The 18534-nt window shown below is 43.0% G+C and carries 19 protein-coding genes; 7 read left to right on the top strand and 12 right to left on the bottom strand.

Annotation, left to right across the window (positions count from 1 at the left end; translation table 11 throughout):
• Window positions 1–224 precede the first annotated feature (224 nt).
• Window positions 225–731: a hypothetical protein gene (locus tag NMG48_RS13770; protein ID WP_271252090.1), complete on the bottom strand. Its 507-nt coding sequence runs from the start codon at window positions 729–731 to the stop codon at window positions 225–227.
• 195 nt (window positions 732–926) lie between these two features.
• Between NMG48_RS13770 and NMG48_RS13775 the strand changes: the two genes are divergently transcribed.
• The 4 genes from NMG48_RS13775 to NMG48_RS13790 all read left to right on the top strand — a co-directional run bounded on the left by NMG48_RS13775 (window position 927) and on the right by NMG48_RS13790 (window position 4636).
• Complete coding sequence (locus NMG48_RS13775; RefSeq protein ID WP_271252091.1) at window positions 927–2759, top strand: iron uptake porin; 1833 nt, start codon at window positions 927–929, stop codon at window positions 2757–2759.
• Window positions 2760–2782: 23 nt separating this feature from the next.
• Window positions 2783–3106, top strand: a complete 324-nt coding sequence (locus NMG48_RS13780; RefSeq protein WP_271252092.1) for a hypothetical protein — start codon at window positions 2783–2785, stop codon at window positions 3104–3106.
• A gap of 200 nt (window positions 3107–3306) precedes the next feature.
• Entirely contained in the window at window positions 3307–4038 is a 732-nt protein-coding gene (locus NMG48_RS13785; protein WP_271252093.1) for a tRNA1(Val) (adenine(37)-N6)-methyltransferase, read from the top strand.
• Window positions 4039–4165: 127 nt separating this feature from the next.
• Window positions 4166–4636, top strand: coding sequence for a VOC family protein (locus tag NMG48_RS13790; RefSeq protein ID WP_441339173.1), 471 nt, complete (start codon window positions 4166–4168; stop codon window positions 4634–4636).
• Window positions 4637–4644: 8 nt separating this feature from the next.
• Here the strand turns inward: NMG48_RS13790 and NMG48_RS13795 are convergent, their stop codons facing one another.
• The 7 genes from NMG48_RS13795 to NMG48_RS13825 form a co-directional block, all read right to left on the bottom strand.
• Window positions 4645–5115 (bottom strand): protein tyrosine phosphatase family protein, encoded by a 471-nt coding sequence (locus NMG48_RS13795; RefSeq protein WP_271252094.1) that lies wholly within the window; start codon window positions 5113–5115, stop codon window positions 4645–4647.
• Window positions 5116–5210: 95 nt separating this feature from the next.
• Window positions 5211–5732 (bottom strand): 5-(carboxyamino)imidazole ribonucleotide mutase, encoded by a 522-nt coding sequence (purE, locus tag NMG48_RS13800; protein WP_169362194.1) that lies wholly within the window; start codon window positions 5730–5732, stop codon window positions 5211–5213.
• 91 nt (window positions 5733–5823) lie between these two features.
• Entirely contained in the window at window positions 5824–6732 is a 909-nt protein-coding gene (locus tag NMG48_RS13805) for an alpha/beta fold hydrolase (RefSeq protein WP_271252095.1), read from the bottom strand.
• Between the two features lie 7 nt (window positions 6733–6739).
• Entirely contained in the window at window positions 6740–7516 is a 777-nt protein-coding gene (locus NMG48_RS13810) for a hypothetical protein (RefSeq protein WP_271252096.1), read from the bottom strand.
• A 58-nt stretch (window positions 7517–7574) separates the two neighbouring features.
• A complete protein-coding gene (locus tag NMG48_RS13815; protein ID WP_271252097.1) occupies window positions 7575–9086 on the bottom strand; it encodes a peptidoglycan-binding domain-containing protein in 1512 nt (503 codons plus the stop codon).
• A gap of 128 nt (window positions 9087–9214) precedes the next feature.
• Window positions 9215–10000 (bottom strand): ABC transporter ATP-binding protein, encoded by a 786-nt coding sequence (locus NMG48_RS13820; RefSeq protein ID WP_271252098.1) that lies wholly within the window; start codon window positions 9998–10000, stop codon window positions 9215–9217.
• 51 nt (window positions 10001–10051) lie between these two features.
• On the bottom strand, window positions 10052–11410 hold the full coding sequence (locus tag NMG48_RS13825) for a formylglycine-generating enzyme family protein (protein WP_271252099.1): 1359 nt from the start codon (window positions 11408–11410) through the stop codon (window positions 10052–10054).
• A 162-nt stretch (window positions 11411–11572) separates the two neighbouring features.
• On the opposite strand from NMG48_RS13825, the gene nadC reads away from it, so the two are divergent.
• Window positions 11573–12427 (top strand): carboxylating nicotinate-nucleotide diphosphorylase, encoded by an 855-nt coding sequence (nadC, locus tag NMG48_RS13830; protein ID WP_271252100.1) that lies wholly within the window; start codon window positions 11573–11575, stop codon window positions 12425–12427.
• A gap of 118 nt (window positions 12428–12545) precedes the next feature.
• Window positions 12546–14147, top strand: a complete 1602-nt coding sequence (locus tag NMG48_RS13835) for an Hsp70 family protein (protein WP_271252101.1) — start codon at window positions 12546–12548, stop codon at window positions 14145–14147.
• Between the two features lie 53 nt (window positions 14148–14200).
• On the opposite strand, the gene NMG48_RS13840 is transcribed toward NMG48_RS13835, so the two are convergent.
• Window positions 14201–14674: a DUF29 domain-containing protein gene (locus tag NMG48_RS13840; RefSeq protein ID WP_271252102.1), complete on the bottom strand. Its 474-nt coding sequence runs from the start codon at window positions 14672–14674 to the stop codon at window positions 14201–14203.
• Between the two features lie 47 nt (window positions 14675–14721).
• Window positions 14722–15501, bottom strand: a complete 780-nt coding sequence (locus tag NMG48_RS13845) for an ABC transporter ATP-binding protein (RefSeq protein ID WP_271252103.1) — start codon at window positions 15499–15501, stop codon at window positions 14722–14724.
• A 380-nt stretch (window positions 15502–15881) separates the two neighbouring features.
• Here NMG48_RS13845 and NMG48_RS13850 point away from each other — a divergent pair, with 380 nt between their 5' ends.
• Window positions 15882–16565 carry a hypothetical protein gene (locus tag NMG48_RS13850; protein WP_271252104.1) on the top strand — a complete coding sequence of 228 codons (684 nt, stop codon included), beginning with the start codon at window positions 15882–15884 and terminating at the stop codon, window positions 16563–16565.
• A gap of 289 nt (window positions 16566–16854) precedes the next feature.
• Here the strand turns inward: NMG48_RS13850 and NMG48_RS13855 are convergent, their stop codons facing one another.
• Together NMG48_RS13855 and NMG48_RS13860 are read right to left on the bottom strand one after the other, a co-directional pair.
• Window positions 16855–17508 carry a L,D-transpeptidase family protein gene (locus tag NMG48_RS13855; RefSeq protein ID WP_271252105.1) on the bottom strand — a complete coding sequence of 218 codons (654 nt, stop codon included), beginning with the start codon at window positions 17506–17508 and terminating at the stop codon, window positions 16855–16857.
• A gap of 29 nt (window positions 17509–17537) precedes the next feature.
• The gene (locus NMG48_RS13860; RefSeq protein ID WP_271252106.1) at window positions 17538–18491 is read right to left on the bottom strand and encodes a branched-chain amino acid ABC transporter permease; all 954 of its coding nucleotides are present in this window, start codon (window positions 18489–18491) and stop codon (window positions 17538–17540) included.
• Window positions 18492–18534 lie beyond the last annotated feature (43 nt).

An 18534-nucleotide genomic window follows, 5' to 3' on the forward strand; every position in this document is an offset into this window, starting at 1 on the left:
AATCATCTTCAACTAAGTGGAGTTAAACTCCACTTAATTTACTGATGTTACGTGGAAGTCTATAAAGCCCTCACCCCTAGCCCCTCTCCCGCAGGAGAGGGGAACGAGAAAACAATATGGGTTCTGCTCTCCTTCTCCTGCGGGAGAAGGGGTTGGGGGATGAGGGTTCCACGTAACATCGTTTAACTTGATTAAAGCCCTTGCCCAGTCAGGCTTTTGGATTTTTAAAGAAATGGCAAAGCCATTTCTTTAAAAATTGTTGTAATTCTCCGCCAATAGGCTTGAAATGGAAACTGGACATAATCTTGGGTAATTGATAACAACACAAATAGATGACCAAAAAATGTCGCGATCGCCCAAAACTTGGGCAACCATGCCAAGGGAACATCAGGCTCGGTTGGGAACAAATAAACAGCAAATGAGGCGATCGCTGTTGGTACTAATACTAATAAAATTCCCACTACAACTAACCAACGACTGGTAAATACCTGAACTTCATTGGCATTTTCCCAACCCTTACCATTCCAAACCCAGCGCAATGTCGAGATCGTATCCGCCATTCGCAAAATTTGGCGCATGGAGTTTGATTCTTTTTCAATGACAAAAATGTGATTACAAAAATTGCAGCCCAGTGAGTCCATCATGGGCATTTCCGCGATCGCTCCATACCTACAGATGGGGCAAGGCGCAGACATAAAAGAAACAGGTGATCGCGAACTAAAGTAATTCATTGTTTAAGTCATCTTACAAAATTGGTATAGGTTATTGGCAGTTAACATGAAAGCGCCTATGATCCGACTTAACAGATTATTTATCCTAAGCTCAGGAAATTATGTAAAGATATTTGCCCAAATCTTAAATTGTGGATATAAGCTCTTTCCCTAAATTACCTGAGTATTCATAAAATTTGTGGTGTAAAGAATATCATGCTCAATCGAATCACAAGGCTATCATTAACATCTACATTTTTAGCTGCTAATGTTGCTCTATTATCTATTACAAGCGGTAGAGATGCTGCTCAGGCAGAAACAGCACCATCTCAAAAAGCTAATGAATTATCTAACGCATCATCTTTAGTAAAAGCGATCACTAACGACCCAATATCATCGCGATCGCAAACACAAGTTATCCCTGCTCCTGCATCCGATGAATCCGCCCTAGTTCAGAGACTCAACCAAGAGTTGAATGAAACTCTATCCTCGGACAAATCCGCTCAAAATAATGTTACCTCTGTCTCACAACTGCGAGATGTGCGCCCCACTGATTGGGCCTTTACCGCATTGCAGTCCTTAGTAGAGCGTTATGGTTGTATCGCAGGTTATCCTGACCGCACTTTCCGAGGCAATCAAGCAACTAGTCGCTATGAGTTTGCGGCAGGCTTAAATGCTTGTCTTGATAAGATTAACGAAATTATTTCTACGGGCTTAGCCGATAAAGTCAGCAAGGATGACCTCACTACTTTACAAAAATTGCAAGAAGAGTTTGCCGCAGAGCTAGCAACTTTGCGAGGTCGTGTTGATGCTCTAGAGGCAAAAACTGCCAAGCTCGAATCGCAACAGTTTTCGACTACAACAAAGTTGTTTGGACAAGCGATCTTTGGATTGCAAGGGCGTTTCAATAACTCTCCAAGCGTCTTCGGGGTGAAAACTCCTGACACAGGTACAAATCTTACCTTCGGAGGAAGTGTTCAACTCAATTTACTGACTGAATTTACCCCTCGCAGTGTATTGCTTACAGGTATTAGTATTGGCAATATCTCTACAGCCGCAACTGGCAACAGTGGTTTTAACAACACTTTCACCCGCTTAGGCTATGAGTCCTTAACAGGAGAAACGGGCAATACCGTTGTGATTAGTGATCTCACCTATCGCGCTCTTGTAGCTAATAATTTGGCAGTTATTGCAGGACCTGTAGGTGTTAGTCCAGTTTCTGTTTTTCGTGGTCCCGATCGCTATCAGAGTGCGGGGCAAGGTGCAATTTCCCTATTTGCTCAGCGCAATCCGATTTTAAATCTTGGTAGCACCACAGGTGGCGTGGGCTTTGACTGGCAAATTGCCAAAAGAACCAGTTTACAAGGTGTCTATTCCGCAGGGACACCACAGACGGCTAATGGTAATGGCGGTTTGTTTGGTGGCAACTATACCCTAGGTGCACAATTTCTCTTTGCCCCCGTCGAGCCTGTAGATGTTGCTTTGTATTATCTACGCTCTTACACAAACAACTCAACCGTCCCACAATATGGCAGATTACTGACGGGGGTTGGGGATGATATTGTGGCAATTAACGCATTGGGCGGTCCTCTACCTGTTAACACCGATGCTTTTGGCAGCACAGTTAACTGGCGCATTACACCTAAACTAAATTTGGGTGGATGGGTTGGTTTTACAACTTCGACTGTTAGTGGCTTGACAGGCAGTGTTCAAACTTTTAACTGGATGTCCTATCTCACTTTCCCAGATTTATTTAAGGATGGTAATTTGGGCGGTATCTATGTTGGACAACTTCCTCGGATTACAGGTAGTGACTTGAGTAATAATAGTAATGTCCCTGATTATCTCAACAACCCAGTAGCATTAACATCTGGCGCTGCTTCAGGTAGCCAGACTGCTGCTACAACCCATGTGGAACTATTCTATCGGCATCGTCTTTCTAACAATATTAGTATCACACCTGGTTTGATTTTCTTATTTAATACAGGGAATAGAGTTGGTAGTGATACAGTTACGATTGGTGTGCTGAGAACAACTTTTACTTTCTAAACCTGTCATGGAGCTTCCTAGTCATGTTTAAAAAATTATTTATAGCTATTCCCATTTGTGGGATTAGCTTTTCCTCTACACTTTTAACGTTAGTCACACCTGCTAAAGCAGATTCATACGCTGTTGTATTTTCAACTAATATTTATTCCGAAATTAGTTCTCCAATCATTAACATGATCAATAATGAGCAAGGGAATGAAAGTATTGAAGTCTTAACAACAAGTGTTAACTCTCCTATTAGTTTGCCGGGATTACCACCAGTACCGCCACCACCGCCACCACCGCCACCACCGCCACCGCCTCCACCTCCACCTCCAAAACCAGAGCCTGTACAACAGCCAGCCTAGTTAAGGTTTACAAAATAGCTACAGCCTGATTAAGGCTTAAAGTAGTACAGAGAAATTTTTAAAAGCGCGGCTTCGCCGCGCTTTTAAAAATTTCTCTTGTTTTCAAGTCAGCGCAAAGCGTTGTATGCCCTATTGTGATCGGGGAAGGGACTGTTTAAATTAACAAAAAGAAATCTGTAGCATAATCACGCAATAAAGTGTTGTCACCAAAGCGAAATCACTCTTTCTCCTTTAAACAGTTTGCGATCAATCAAGATCAATGTGCGATGAAAGTGGGGACGGATGGAATTTTATTGGGGGCTTGGGTGAATGTTCCTGAGAATGCCCAAATCTTAGATATTGGCAGTGGTACAGGATTACTCGCCTTGATGCTGGCGCAGCGATCGCAAACTTCGGCGATCACCAAAATTGATGCCGTCGAAATTGACTATGCAGCCTATAGGCAGGCTCAGGATAATATTCAAAATTCACCTTGGGGCGATCGCATCAATATCTATCATGGAAAAATTCAGGACTTTGCGGCTACTTGTCCCCAGCAATACGATCTGATTATTTCTAATCCGCCATTTTTTGAAAAAGCCTATAAAGCCTCAGAAACATCGCGAACCTTAGCGAGACATAGCGACAGTCTGTTACAAACGGATATTCTCCACATAGCCAGTCACTTACTCAAACTAGATGGGCATTTAGCAGTAATTTATCCAACAGATTTAGCCCATAAGTTTTTGAGTAAGGCTAGAGATTTTGGCTTGTGGTTCGATCGCCAAGTAAATATCAAACCAATACCGCACAGTCCTATCAAACGAATTGCCTTAGAACTAAGCAAAACCCAATTTCCTCCGCAAGAAACTACGCTTACAATTGAGGAAAGTAAACATATTTATACAGAAGATTACATCTCTTTAGTTAAAGACTTCTATCTAAATTTGTAGGTAAAAACCAGAGAAATTTTTGAAAGCGCGGCGAAGCCGCGCTTTCAAAAATTTCTCTGTACTACTTCAAGCAGTAACAAGCTGTAATATCGCTATCTATTGGTCAACCTAGCTAGAGCTAAATCCCATGCCATCTAATAGTCCGACTATGCCATCTACACAACCTGCGATCGCGAAGGGTACTTTACGACGAGTGCATCATATTGCTTTGAATGTGCGGAATATGCAGGCTTCCTGTGATTTTTATGGCAATATTTTGGGACTGCATCAACTTGTTGGGGATGAGGTTCCCAGTACTCTAATCGATTTAGTCGCAGCAGGCAAAGTGGCGAATTTTAGAACTCCCGATGGCACGATTCTTGATTTATTTGGGGAACCAGAACTTACGCCGCCCGATCCCGATCCACAGCGACAATTTACTCGTGCTAATCATCTCGCCTTTGATATTGCACCTGATTTGTTTGAGCAAGCCGTGGCAGTATTACGATCGCACCAAGTCCAAATCGAGGGTGAACCCGTTACTCGTCCCACTGGTAGAGGCATTTATTTCTATGACCCCGATGGATTTCTGATTGAAATACGCTGCGATCCTAGTTGATACAGAACTCACAAAGTGAGTTTTGTATCAATGAAATTTTGCCAAGTCTCATTGGGTTTCCAGATTTTATGTAAGTCACCGATCGCCTGTTCATGTTCACAATTTAAGTGCAGGCGGCGATAGAGATAGATAAAGGCAGAAACACGCATATTCTTAGCACAATGGACAAAGATTTTTTGATTTTGGCGTTGTTCCATTGCTTGTAGGAATTCATCTAAATCCGCCATCGTGGGACTTTCCCAATTCACAGGAATGGCAATATATTCCATCCCCAAGGATTCCACTAGTTGGTCTTCATTGGCGATCGCGCCGTCAGAAGTCGGTAGCGCCAGATTAATCACGGTTTCGTAACCAGCATCAGCAATTGCTCGCAACTGCTGGACAGTTGGCTGTCCTGCCGTAGCGAGTTTGTCTGAAATTTGCAGGAAATTGGTGATTTCTGCTAGGCGATCGCTATCTTGATTCATAAATCGGTTCATAAACAACTTAGTTCCCATTTCTGTCTTAGCTGAGAAGATGAGGTATAGAATCAAAAATGTGATTCCTCCCAAAAGTTGAAGCCAACCATTATCCATTACATTTGCTGTAAATATTTTTCGCTACCCAGCGACTCTAATTTCTCTTGCTTTTCCATCACCATATCTTTGAGGGATGTGCGATAGGCAATCACCTGTTCGAGCAGTTCAGGATTATGACTAGCTAGGATTTGGACGGCTAGTAGTCCCGCATTATCGGCATTACCGATCGCCACAGTCGCCACAGGAATTCCCTTGGGCATCTGCACGATCGAATAGAGGGAATCTACGCCACTCAATTGACGAGTAGTAACGGGTACGCCAATTACGGGCAAAGGTGATAACGCGGCAACCATCCCTGGTAAATGGGCGGCTCCACCTGCACCTGCAATAATTACCCGAATACCGCGAGTATGGGCAGTTTTGGCAAATTCCACCATCCGTTCTGGTGTGCGATGGGCGGAGATAATTGCGACTTCGTGGCGAATATTAAACTGTTGGCAAATGGCGATCGCGCCTTGCATAGTGGGTAGGTCGGAATCACTACCCATGATGATGCTGACTTGGGGTTGATTGTTCATTATCGTTATGTGATTAGTGTCGTGAACTGAAGCAAGGGGCTTAAGCCCCTTGTTTTAAATGTGATCGGTGTCGTGGACATAGACAAGGGGCTTAAGCCCCTTGTCCTAAAAAGTTGAGGATAGCTTGGGAAGTAATATTGGGGCGTTCTAAATGGGGAACATGACCGCTATTATCAATCCAAACTAGTTTGTTATTGGGAATGATGGATTGGAACTTGGCTGCGTCTTTTGTGCCGAGAATGCGATCGCGATCGCCCCAGAGAATCAGCGTTTCTTGCTGTAAATAGGCTAACTGCTCAGCAAAGGAACCATAGCCGCCACTCTTGGTAAAGGAGATTAATGCTTCATTCCAGCGTGGCATCGCTAAATGGAGTGCGGCACAGACCTCAGCATCACTAGTGACAAAACTAGGATCAGCATAGGCTTTGAGGCTGACTTCTCGCCGAACTTTGGGACTGCGGAGAAAATCAGTTGCCATCCGATCTAAGGGTGGTACAAGGAATTTACCTGCGGCAGTTCCCTTTCGCATTCCTGCACTACCGATGAGAACTAGCTTCTTGACGACTTCGGGATAGGTGAGGGCAAAGTCAATGGCGGCGGCTCCACCCATTGATGCGCCCACGAGAATGATCGGTTTAGCGATCGCGGTTTTCCAGAAATAATAGAGATGATCTTTGATCGTTTCAGGGCTAACTTGACCATCGACAAGGCGCTCAGTTAAGCCAAAGCCAAATAAATCCATCGCAAAGGTTTGATGTGTTGGCGCAAGCCTTGGAATGAGGCGGCGAAACTCAAATAGAGAGCTATCAAACCCATGCAATAGCAAAATCGGAGCTTGCTCATCTCTTGGCTGACCATCACAAACATAGCTCGTCAAAATTACTTCACTGGTAAAGGAGGTTGAGACTAAGCAAAATTGGATTTGGTCAGCAAGGGCAATCGAAGTCGCTTCTGTAAGTTGCGATCGCAGTGGGATCACTTCAGGCGGTAAATTGGACATTAACTATCTACAATGATTCCGAAATCTCATTACTTTCATTATTTAAAGTGAGAGCAGGTGGGGCTGCCTCTACTTTAGCTTGGCGATGTAAACGCATTTTTGCAAGGGTTGCTCCTGTAATCGTGGCATAAAAAGGGGTAAATCCTAGGAAAAACCAGAGAATTCCTCTCAAACTACCCATGCCTCGAAAAATTAACATAATGGCGATCGCGCTAAAGAAGACTAAAGCGACATTCACGACAATCCACCAAAATAATCGCCGCTTAGAAACTGTATTGCCTACACCATTCCAAAGAATCAGCCATTGCAAAATCCCTAATAAAAGCCCTGCTGCAACTAACCATAGGGAATTAGTGACTAATACAGGAAGGCGATCAATGATATTACTCTCAGCGAAAGACCCATCGGCACTGATCACAAACCCAAATTGGGCAGTATGGGCTAAACTCGTTGCCGCAAAGCCAATCCAAGTCCAACCGAAGGTACTTGCCATGATCCACCATGCAGGTGATCGCAGAAAACGGCGCAAAACCAAATATTGCATTAAGCCTACAAATGCACCTACAACCAGAGAACCACTGACAATGCCAGTGGTGACGGGACAGGTAAGACTACCAAAACCTGTATGACAAATTTTTAAATCGATGAGGCGATCGCTTAGGTAATAGACTCCTGCAATACAAGCGAGTATCCCTAAAATATTACCGATCGCAGTACCGACAAAGGTTGCAAGTACCCAGCGCCACCATAGACCTACAGCAGATAAAGGACGTTGTTTTTGCATTGTGTATTCTCATTCCGCCTTGATTTTGCTTTAGACAAAATTAAACTCACGATGATTCCTAGATTAGCTCTTCCGTTACAATCCTACGCAAAATTTCCGTAACTGTAGCAGCCATGCGGGAATCAATTTCTAAAGCTTCGTGATCGGGATCTTTGAGATCAAGGGCTGCCCTGAGGGTCATATTCACAGAACGAAACTTCGGTAAGGGCTGATCGTGGGATGTCGCAAGGCGATCCACAAATTGAATACATGCCGTATAGGTCAGTTCCGAGCGTTTCCGTTGATCGCTATAGCCAAATCCCATTTTCGAGATCACGACGGGATCGCCAATAAAATATTGCAATCCCAAAGCTGCGATCGCTGCATCCACATATCTGGCGGTATCTTGCCCCATCGCATTGATTAAATTACTGAGGCTATGCCATTGAGCATAGGGTAAGCGATTGGTCGGTGGAATATGCCGATGCCATGCCACTAAAGACATAACTCTAGTTAGATCGTATGCTGAAATTAAATTATCACCCCGATGCGGTTCCTTAGTGGGTGGAATTATACTGTTACCGACAACATCTAGTAGTACGGGCTGCTCAATATAGGGCTTTTCGCCATAACGACCTTGAAAAGAGAGTTGATTATTGCCTGTAAGGGATATCAACCAATTTTGTAATTCTAGGGGAGTTGCAAATTGCTTAAACATGGCAGCTAAAGAGTTAGAGGTCATCCCCTCCGAATCAACATAGTTACAAATACGCTGCGCTAGTTCTGAGAAAGAACGTGTTTGTTGCTTGCTACTCGGATCAGTGACTGCACAGTTCGAGATCCCCTGATTGGGTTCTGTTTGGTTTGCCTTACAAATGGTGTATAGCAAAGGCAAGATCTTGGTCGAACTCCAAAACTGGGCATTTCTGAGCGGATTTTTGCCAATCCAACGGGCAAGCATCTGACCATTGACGACACTACCGATGCAGATACATGCCTCTTGAATGCTTTCATGGAGAAACTCTAACCCAATATTTTCGATATTCGGGATTTGTCCAAGGTTAGGATAGGGGCGAAAGCGCACTCTGATCTGAGTTCCCGCCAGCATCGCAATTTCACCATAGGAAACGACATTGACCCCGTCAGGCAAAGTAGAGAGACGGGTGGGATAGGCAGGAATATGACCTAATAAAGGCGATGGAGCAAAGTTACGATTGGGGAGACTTTGCATCGATCCCGCCGCACAACCCGTCACACCACGATCAAGAAAGCCAAGGTGATGGGAGTCGGATTGCCCCATATTCACGAAAATGCGCTGGGAGTTAGTAAATTTTTGTAAGAGGCGATCGCCTTGCCCTAAAATTTCTAGCAAATGTCGGACTACCGCAGGAATTTGCAACAGGCTATTGGTAATTGCTTGGGAATTGGCATCTAAAATGGTGTCGATACTGAGGGCATTGGCAAACTGCACAAATGCAGCTTCGGTTAACTTGCCATAGATGCCATCTACTTCGCCATCATATAACCCTAACTGGAGCAAACCTGCTTGAGCCTTGGTTAGTTCATCCAGCGAAAGCTTGATATCTGTCACCGCCATTAAATTCCTCTACAAAAAAAGCCTCAGTTTGATCGTAATAGTGGGACTTGACACAGCCATTACTATTACTAGTTTATCGAGAAGCTTGACGATTTCAATGTGTTCCCAGACTCATTTGAGAATTAGGACTCAGGGGCAGGTTTTCCGAAATTACCCATACCTAAATACAATTCGGCAACTTCAGGATCATTTAGTAAATCAGTTCCTTTGCCTGTAAATTCATCTTTGCCCAAGTGCATCACATAACCTCGATCGGCGATCGCTAGAGCCTTACGTGCATTCTGCTCCACTAAAATAATCGATGTCCCCGTTTGATTAATCTTTTGAATCAAATTAAAAATGTCCTGCACCAAAATGGGTGATAAAGCTGCCGATGGTTCATCCAAAATCAATAGCTTTGGTTCTAGCATCATCGCTCGCCCCATCGCCAACATTTGCCTTTCTCCACCTGACAATGTGCCTGCTCTTTGATTGCGCCGCTTCGCTAATACTGGAAATGTTTTATAAATTTTGTCCTTGAGATCCTTGATATTGCCATCACGGGTATAAGCCCCCATATCCAAATTGTCGGAAATACTCAGCGACGGAAACACATTGGCGATTTGTGGTACATAGCTAATCCCTAAGCGCACGATTTGCTCTGGCTTCAGCCCAATTAAGTTACGATCGCCAAATAATATTTCCCCAGAGCGCACTGGCACTAGCCCAAATATGGCTTTGGCAAAGGTGGATTTCCCTGCACCATTGGAGCCAATCACTGTTACTAGTTCGCCTTCATAGACCGATAGATTTGCCCCTTGCAAAATATCTACGCCTTCCACATATCCTGCCACAACATTACGGGCTTCAAGGATCAGATTTTGGGAAATTTGGCGATCGCTTAGATCAGCAGATTGACTGGCATTCATAATTGGGATTAAACAATTGGCATTAAACGGCTGCAAGGTTAATATTATCTTTTATATTGCCGAAATGACTACACGGAAGCCGATGTCATTGTAGCGATCGCCTTGCCAATGCCAATCACGACTCGCTGAGCGACATAATTTTGCCTCGTTACTCCATGAGCCGCCCTTCCGCACGCGTCTGCCTGAATTTCCCTCAATCCAAGCTGAACCATCCGCAGGTGCGCCCTTAAAATTATCGTGCCAAGCATCCTCGCACCATTCCCATACGCCACCATGCATTTCGTAAAGTCCCCAAGGATTAGGAACTTTCTGTCCAATCGGTTGCGATCGCTTATTGGAATTATCGACAAACCATGCGTAATCTGCGAGTTGAGCAGGGCTATCACCGAAATGGTAAGCCGTATTTGTGCCAGCGCGACAGGCATATTCCCATTCCGCCTCGCTGGGTAGACGATAAGCATAGGCATGGGGTGATCGCGCAGTTAACCGACGACAAAAATCCTGTGCTTCGATCCAAGAAATATTTTCCATAGGCGCTTGCAAACTTTCACGAAAATTGGCAGAATTGCTACCCATAAGTACTAGCCATTGCTCCTGTGTGACTATAAATTTGGCGATGTAAAAGGCTGGTATATTGACTTCCACTAGAGGAGATTCATTGTCTCTTCTACCAATCTCGTTTAGTGGCGAACCGAGGGTGAATTTCCCCGATGGAATCCTTACCATTTCCATATAGATTCCATTCCCTAAATCGTCTCGAAATGCTTTATCGCCCCTCTTAATTGGATCTCGGGGAGGTTCTGGCAGTTTTGGAGCTTCAGCTATGACGATTGGTTGAGGCTGAGGTTTGAGTTTTTCTAAAAAAAGAGCTATAGCAAACCCTGCGATCGCAGTACTTGTATGGGTCAACAATTGGCGGCGATTGAATTTAATAGGTATTTTCTCTAAGGATTTCACCAATGATTGCGCGATCGCCACTGCCTTGATCGTTGAAACATCTGAACGCTTTGGAGATTTTTCCTCAGTTTTACTGGTTTCACTCAAATTAGGATTATTCTCAATTTGACCAAATTCGTTGCGAAATTCTTCTAAATAGGCGTAACCTTCCAAATATTCACGTACTAAACAATAATAATCATCTTCATTAAAAAAAGCCTGCACCCTTGGCGCAAGGGTATAGTTCTGTCCAATTTCATAAAGCCTATTAGAGATTGACCCATGATCAAAGCCATTCTCGATATGCCCTTGGGCAACAATTTGCCAGCAATAAATTACACATAGCGGCTTAGGTGTGGTGGGTATCTCTAAATTTTCAGCGAGATAAATTGATATGGCGATCGCGCCAATTTGCGCACTATCAAGACATTGCTGAATGTGGTAACGATTGCTGAGAATGGTATCTAAATCCATGATTTAACATTGATCATTTTCCAGACTACTTGTTAGTAATCAAGGTCTATAGAGCTTTTCAAGTAAGCGAGGTACAGGGTTGTATACCCGTTTTCGGCGGGGACGCAACCCTGTACTTTGATATACGCTATATAACTATAATCAGTTAAAAATGGCTAAATAATGCTTCCTCCTTTTATTGTTTTAGATCCGATCCTTGAAGAATGGCTGCGCGAAGATATTGGACGTGGCGATCGCAGCACTAATGGTTTATTCCCAGATGGTAATGCGCCCATCGGCAAAGCGGTATGGATTGCCAAGGCTGATGGCGTAATTGCAGGCTTACCGATTGCGGCTAGAGTATTTCAGTTATTAGATCGTTCCGTAAACTTTGTGGCGATCGCACAGGATGGCAAGCCCGTAAAATCTGGTGAACTGATTGCTGAGATTACAGGTAGTCTTGCCACATTGTTAATGGGGGAGAGGGTTGCACTTAATCTGGTCATGCGTTTATCAGGAATTGCTAGTACTACGGCGGAATATGTTAAGGCGATCGCTAGTTCTCAAACCCGTTTAGTCGATACGCGCAAAACGATTCCCGGAATGCGATTGTTAGAAAAATATGCCACATTTATTGGTGGCGCAATCAATCATCGTTATGGTTTAGATGATGCGGTAATGCTCAAGGATAATCACATTGCGGCGGTGGGAGGCATTACGGATGCAGTGCAGCGAGTGCGCGGGAATATTCCTTTTACGACATCGATTGAAGTGGAAACGGAGTCAATCGTCCAAGTAAAGGAAGCGATGCAGCTAAATCTCGATGTGATCATGCTAGACAATATGCCATTATCGATGATGCGCGAGGCGATCGCTCTCATTCGTCAACATAGCCAACATACCAAAATCGAAGCTTCAGGGAATATTACTCTGACTACTATCGCTCAAGTTGCAGAACTAGGCGTAGATTATATTTCCACTTCGGCAATGGTGACGCGATCGCCTTGGCTAGACATTAGTATGCGGATCAAAACATAAAATTTGTCCATTTACGCCAGAACAGGTTTTAGATATAGATTATCTACCTAGTTGAGAGAAGCGGTGCTTTGCGTCACTAGTTGTTTTCGCATTTTGCTAAAGAGAAAGATTAATAATTATGGAATATGCAATCGATTTTGGAACGAGTAATACTGTTGTTGCGAGAATAAATGAGAAATTAGAAATAGAAACTGTCAAATTAGCTGATTACAGTAGCCTCATCGCGGATAATCCACCATTAATTCCTAGCTTTGTCTATGTACAGGATGCCGTCAAAGAGCAGGTGCTAATCGGTCAAGAAGTTAGCGATCGCGGCTTAGATAACAAAAACACTAAAGGCGAACCGCGATTTTTTAAAGCTTTTAAACGCGCGATCGGTTCAAATGTGTCGATGTTTGTGCCAGAAATCGATGGGTGCGAAGTAGAATTTGAACTAGTCGGAGAATGGTTTTTAAAGAGAATCATTGATCGGCTGCCTGATGTGGACTCGCTGATCTTCACGGTTCCCGTCGATAGCTTTGAGTCCTATCGGAATTGGCTTGGTGGAGTCTGCGAGAAACTAACCGTCAATCAAGTGCGAATCATTGACGAACCAACCGCCGCCGCTCTGGGCTATGGTCTTAGTGGCGGTGGTGAAACTCTCTTAGTTGTGGACTTTGGTGGCGGAACCTTAGATTTATCTTTAGTGAAATTGTCCCTTGCTCCAGCTCAACCAGAATCCAGTCAGGCAAAATCTCCCCTTGGCTTTTTATTAAAATGGGGCGATCGCACCGTTAAAAATTCCTCCGATGCTAATAGCCAAAACTCACAAACTGCTAAAGTTTTTGCGAAAACAGGTCAAAATCTTGGCGGGATTGATATCGATAATTGGATTATTGATTATTTCCATAAAGAATTAGGAGTACCTAAAAATTCTCTCGTAACTCGCTTAGCGGAACGGATTAAAATAGCTCTTTCTAGTAGTGAATCTGCGACAGAAGTTTACTTTAATGATCAAACCTTTGAGTCCTATGATTTAACTTTGACTCGATCGCAGTTAAATCAAATTCTGGAACAGCAGAAATTTTTTACCAATCTCGATAGCGCCCTTGATCGCATTCGCCAGCAAGCAACTCGCCAAAATCTTGACCTAGATCAAATTGATGCAATTCTCTTAGTGGGCGGAACTTCCCAAATCCCTGCGGTAAAAGACTGGGCATTACTACATTTCCCTAGCGAGAAAGTAAAAGCTGATAAACCCTTTGAAGCGATCGCCCATGGTGCAATTTCCCAAGGCTGGGAACTCAAAGATTTTCTCTATCACAGCTATGGGATTCGCTATTGGGATAAGCGATATAAAAAGCACAACTGGCACACCATCGTTAAATCTGGTGCAACCTATCCCTTAGAAAAGCCAGTAGAACTAACTCTTGGCGCATCGATTCCCAATCAACCAAGTATTGAGCTAGTCATCGGTGAGCTAGGTGAAACCAATGTGGAAGTCTATTTTGAAGATCAACGCCTTGTTACCCGTGTACTAGAGGGCAAGCAAGTTGCAGTCCAAATTCTCAATGAAAATAGCAAAGTGATTGCCAATCTCGAGCCTCTGGGTCAAACAGGTAGCGATCGCATTAAAGTCTTTTTCCAAGTTGATGAAAAACGTACTTTACGAATTACAGTTCTAGATTTATTAACAAAGCAGGATTTGCTAAATAATATGCCTGTTGCACAACTAATGTAAAAAGTAAAACCCATATTTCTATATTGTCCGCTTAGCTGGCAATATAGAAATATTTACTTAATTCCACTTGGAAAGGTAGAGTCAAAGATTTGTTCAATTGAGTAGGGGCATTCCTGCGGCAAATCTTTTTCATCTAGGGGTGTTTCTTTTAAAACTAGATCAATCCCATCTTGAAATGCTTCTAAAACTGCTTGGTTGAGATATGACTTCAAACTAGGATTTTCGAGCAGGTGTTCCTTGATACGACGGCGCTGTTCTCGAATAGTGACTCTCCAACTTTTACTCCGAAAATCTGGTTGATATTCCCATTTTAGCAAATGTCCAATGAGAACTCCCAATCGATTTCTGAGTTCCTGTTTTTGCTGCTTTCCCAAAGACCGAATCTCCTCCACTAAATTGGTAATATCTAGGGCATTCAACTTCCCAAGTTGCAATAACTCAGCTTGCTCCTGTGTCCAAGCATAAAAATCAGTTTCATATAAAACTGACTGGTTATTTATGGGTTCCGTAGCGATCGCTTCTAACATAAATAAAATTTAGAAAATGTAAGAGTTAAGGGCAAATTTTATTAATTTTAACCTTCATCCCCAAGATATGCTTCAATCACTGCTTGATCATTCTTCACAATTTCAGGCTGACCGATCGCAATTAGCTGTCCAAAATCTAACACGGCTATGCGATCGCAAAGTCCCATCACCAAAGGTACATGATGCTCGATTAAGAGAATTGTCAAGGCTAAGCGATCGCGCAAGCTCCGAATGAAGTCACTTAATTGTCCCTTTTCATTGGGGTTCATCCCTGCGGCAGGTTCATCTAGTAATAATAATTTGGGCTGCAAAGCAAGAGCGCGGGCAATCTCAAGACGACGTTGATCGCCATAGGAGAAGTTTTTGGCTTTGACATCAGTGCGATCGCTTAAGCCCACTAGTTCTAATAATTCATAGGCGCGATCGTAGGTTTGTTTTTCTTCTTTATGGGTGGGTGGTAAACCTAAAATTCCATTCCAAATGCCTGTTGTGGTACTTAAGTGTCTAGCGATCGCCACATTCTCTAGTGCCGAAAGTTCACCAAATAAGCGGATATTTTGAAATGTTCTGGCAATTCCAAATTTTGCAATCTGATGAGGACGAAGATTAGTAATTTCTGTCCCATCGTAGAGAACCTTCCCACTACTAGGTGCAATTAACCCTGTAATCGTATTAAATAGAGTCGTTTTCCCTGCTCCATTGGGTCCAATTACACCAAAAATCTCATTTTCCTGCACCTCAAAGGACACCTCATTCACTGCCACTAATCCACCAAAGCGACGCGTTACTTGTTGAATGGCTAGGGTTGTTTTACTGCTCTTGTCCATAGAAAATTGCTAATGCTCAATCTGGATTGATCTAGTTTGGGGAAACCCCGATTTTTTAGGGATATTAAATTGATTATCTGTTAAGCATAACCATAACAGTTAGTCGTCATCTGTACCAGCTTTGAGGGACTAAAACTCTTGAAAATTTCCTTCAAGACAAGGAGGTAAGGATGGACGGCGCAAAGCGCCGCCCATCCCCTTACCATATAAATTCTTTTCTCTAAAGACAAGTAAAATATAAAAAGTAAGTAGAATATAACTTTTGTATAACTAGTAATTAACTATTAGCTAACTTTATGGAGACATTGGGCTTCCTCTAGCCTGCGATAATAATGACAATAAAAAAATTCATTCTCATAGACTAAAGGGGGTTTATCAAAATGAAAATTTCTCATCTAATCGGTAGTGCTTTAGTTGCCTCAAGTGTTGCAGCTTTATCTGTAGTTGCATCTCCTCTCACCGCAAATGCTGCCAATTTCAACTTCCAAAACATAATTGGAGGAGACACAGGTGGCGATAGTGTTGTTAGTCAGTTCTCTTTTAGCGTGACCGATAATGGTGCTGGCAAAACATTGTGGAAGTTCAAGAATGCCGCTACTCCTACAAGTAGTAGTGCATCTGTTATTGCTCAAATCTATTTTGAGTGGGCTAAACCAGTATATGCACTAAGTGTTGCTCAACTTAATTCTGGTAACGTTGGAACTGTGAATTTCAGCACTTTTTTCAATGCACCAAATGCCCTCCCACAAAAAAACAGCATTAATGATCTCGCAATTGGGGCTACAAATCCAGCACCTGCTAAGGGTGTGAATTTGGGTGAAACCCTTGGTGTTATCTTTAATAGTGCTAGTGCTAACGATATTGAAACCGCTATTAATAACGGCGATCTGACTGTTGGTATCCATGTCACAGGGATTGCTGCTTATAGTGGCAAGAGCGATTCCTACATTACTGTTCCTCCTACTACTAAGCCAGTTCCCGTACCAGGACTGTTACTTGGTGTAATGGCAGCAGGAGTATTTGGTGGCAAACGTTTACTCAAGAATAAAAAGCAAGTTGCTTAAACTAATTTTCAGTTCAACGAAAGCAGCCAATGGAAAGAATATTTTAGCGATTTTTTTAATTTGCTGCTATTTGTACTGTGATTTACAAGGCACAAATGGCTATATAGCGTATAGCAATCTAGTGAAGCACAGGATTATGTCCCCGCCTGCGGCGGGGACATAATCCTGTGTAACGCGCTTGCTTGAAAATAGATATAAGGAACCGATTTCTAATGGTGCGGCGAAGCAGTGCTATTAGAAATCGATTCCTTATTTTACGCTGAAGTCCTTAGTGCAGATTCTTTTAGAGTTAATGCAAAATTTGAATAATTGTGCCACGCTGTAATAACGGATAGATTTCATCTACATCTTTATTCTTTAGAGATATACATCCCCAAGTCCAGTTGATTTTGCGATCAATCAGCCAGTCTTGAGCTTTCTCCACACCATGAATGCCAATTTCTCCACCAATGTCATCATTTACCTTGACTTCGCCCCTAGCCTTTGCCTGTAAGAATTTGCTCCAAGAATCTTGATTGGGATAATCTAGCAAAATAAACTTTGACCATTCCGAATGGTAATAAAGTTCTTTAACTCGAAATATGCCCTCTGGTGTTCGCTTATCACCTTGGCGTAATTTGTCATCCTTGGGATTTGCGCCCAACACGATCGCATAGGATTTAATCGGCTTTTTTTGATAATAAACCGTAAGCTTATATTTAGATTTTTCGATCACAAGGGAGATTGCTTTTTTATCAAGCTTTTTGAGATTAATTAAACTCGCGATCGCCTTATCTTGATTGAGTAATTCATTAGCTGCTTTTGCCTCGCAGTTAATTAGGCAAGGCAGATAGCCATTTAAATCAGGATTGGCGATCGCATAAATTCCTAATAGACTCGCTACCAATGTAAGGGAGCTAAAAATTTTTAGCGATCGGCGGTGGTTTATGTTGGGTTGTGACATATTTGCTTCATATCTCAGAGGCAATCAGGTTAAGCCCCTTGTTTATGTTTAATAAATATCTTGCGAGTTTTGCGCTTACACCAATCTAAAAATTCGGGAGTAATAATTCCTTTGGGATAAAAAATCGTGCCAACCACGATCAGCACTCCAAAAATAATTAAACGCCCATCTTTCAGAAATTGACCTAACCATGCAGGAACCCCAGTACTCGCAATCCCTCGCAAAGCTTCAGGCAAAGCCGTGAGGAGAATGCCACCAACTACAGGACCCCAAAAAGTACGTGAGCCACCAATCAAGACAAAGGATAAGAAGATAATACTGGCATCAAAAGTTCCCTGACGCGAATTCCATGTATTCAGGAAATGTGCACTCACGGCTCCAACCATACCCGCCAAAATTGCTGCTAGGGTAAAGGCTAATACCTTGTAATAAGTAGGATTGATTCCCATCGAATCAGCCGCTAGTTCATCCTCTCGAATCGCGATTAATGCTCGTCCAACCCGAATTTTTTCGAGGCGATACATAAATGCCATACTCAAGCCCAAAAGAGGCAAAGCTATCCAAAGGTATTCTAAGGCTGATTGAAAGGGTTGAGGAATACCAAAAATCCCGATCGCACCACCAGTGATCTCTAAATTCAGCGCAACCACCCGCAAAATTTCTACAAAGGCAATGGTGGCGATCGCGAGATAAATTCCGCGTAGTCGTAATACAGGAATCCCTAGAATGACAGCCAGTAGACCCGATATTACACCCGCTGCCAACATTTCGAGCAATACCCACCAGATTGGCAAAGTTCCTGTAGTCGCGGGTAAAATCTTAGTAGAGGCGATCGCCGCGATATATCCACCCAATGCATAAAATCCCGGTGTCGCCAGTGACAATTGACCTGCCATCAATGGTAAATAGACGGAAATCCCTAGAATTGCTCCAAAAATTGCCGATACAATTAAAAAGCCATAGGTATTAAAAAATTCAGCCATCGGTTAGATTTGTTATTTTTGAAGAGAGGATGATTAGCACTCC

This window comes from Pseudanabaena sp. Chao 1811, from assembly GCF_027942295.1.
GTDB lineage: Bacteria > Cyanobacteriota > Cyanobacteriia > Pseudanabaenales > Pseudanabaenaceae > Pseudanabaena.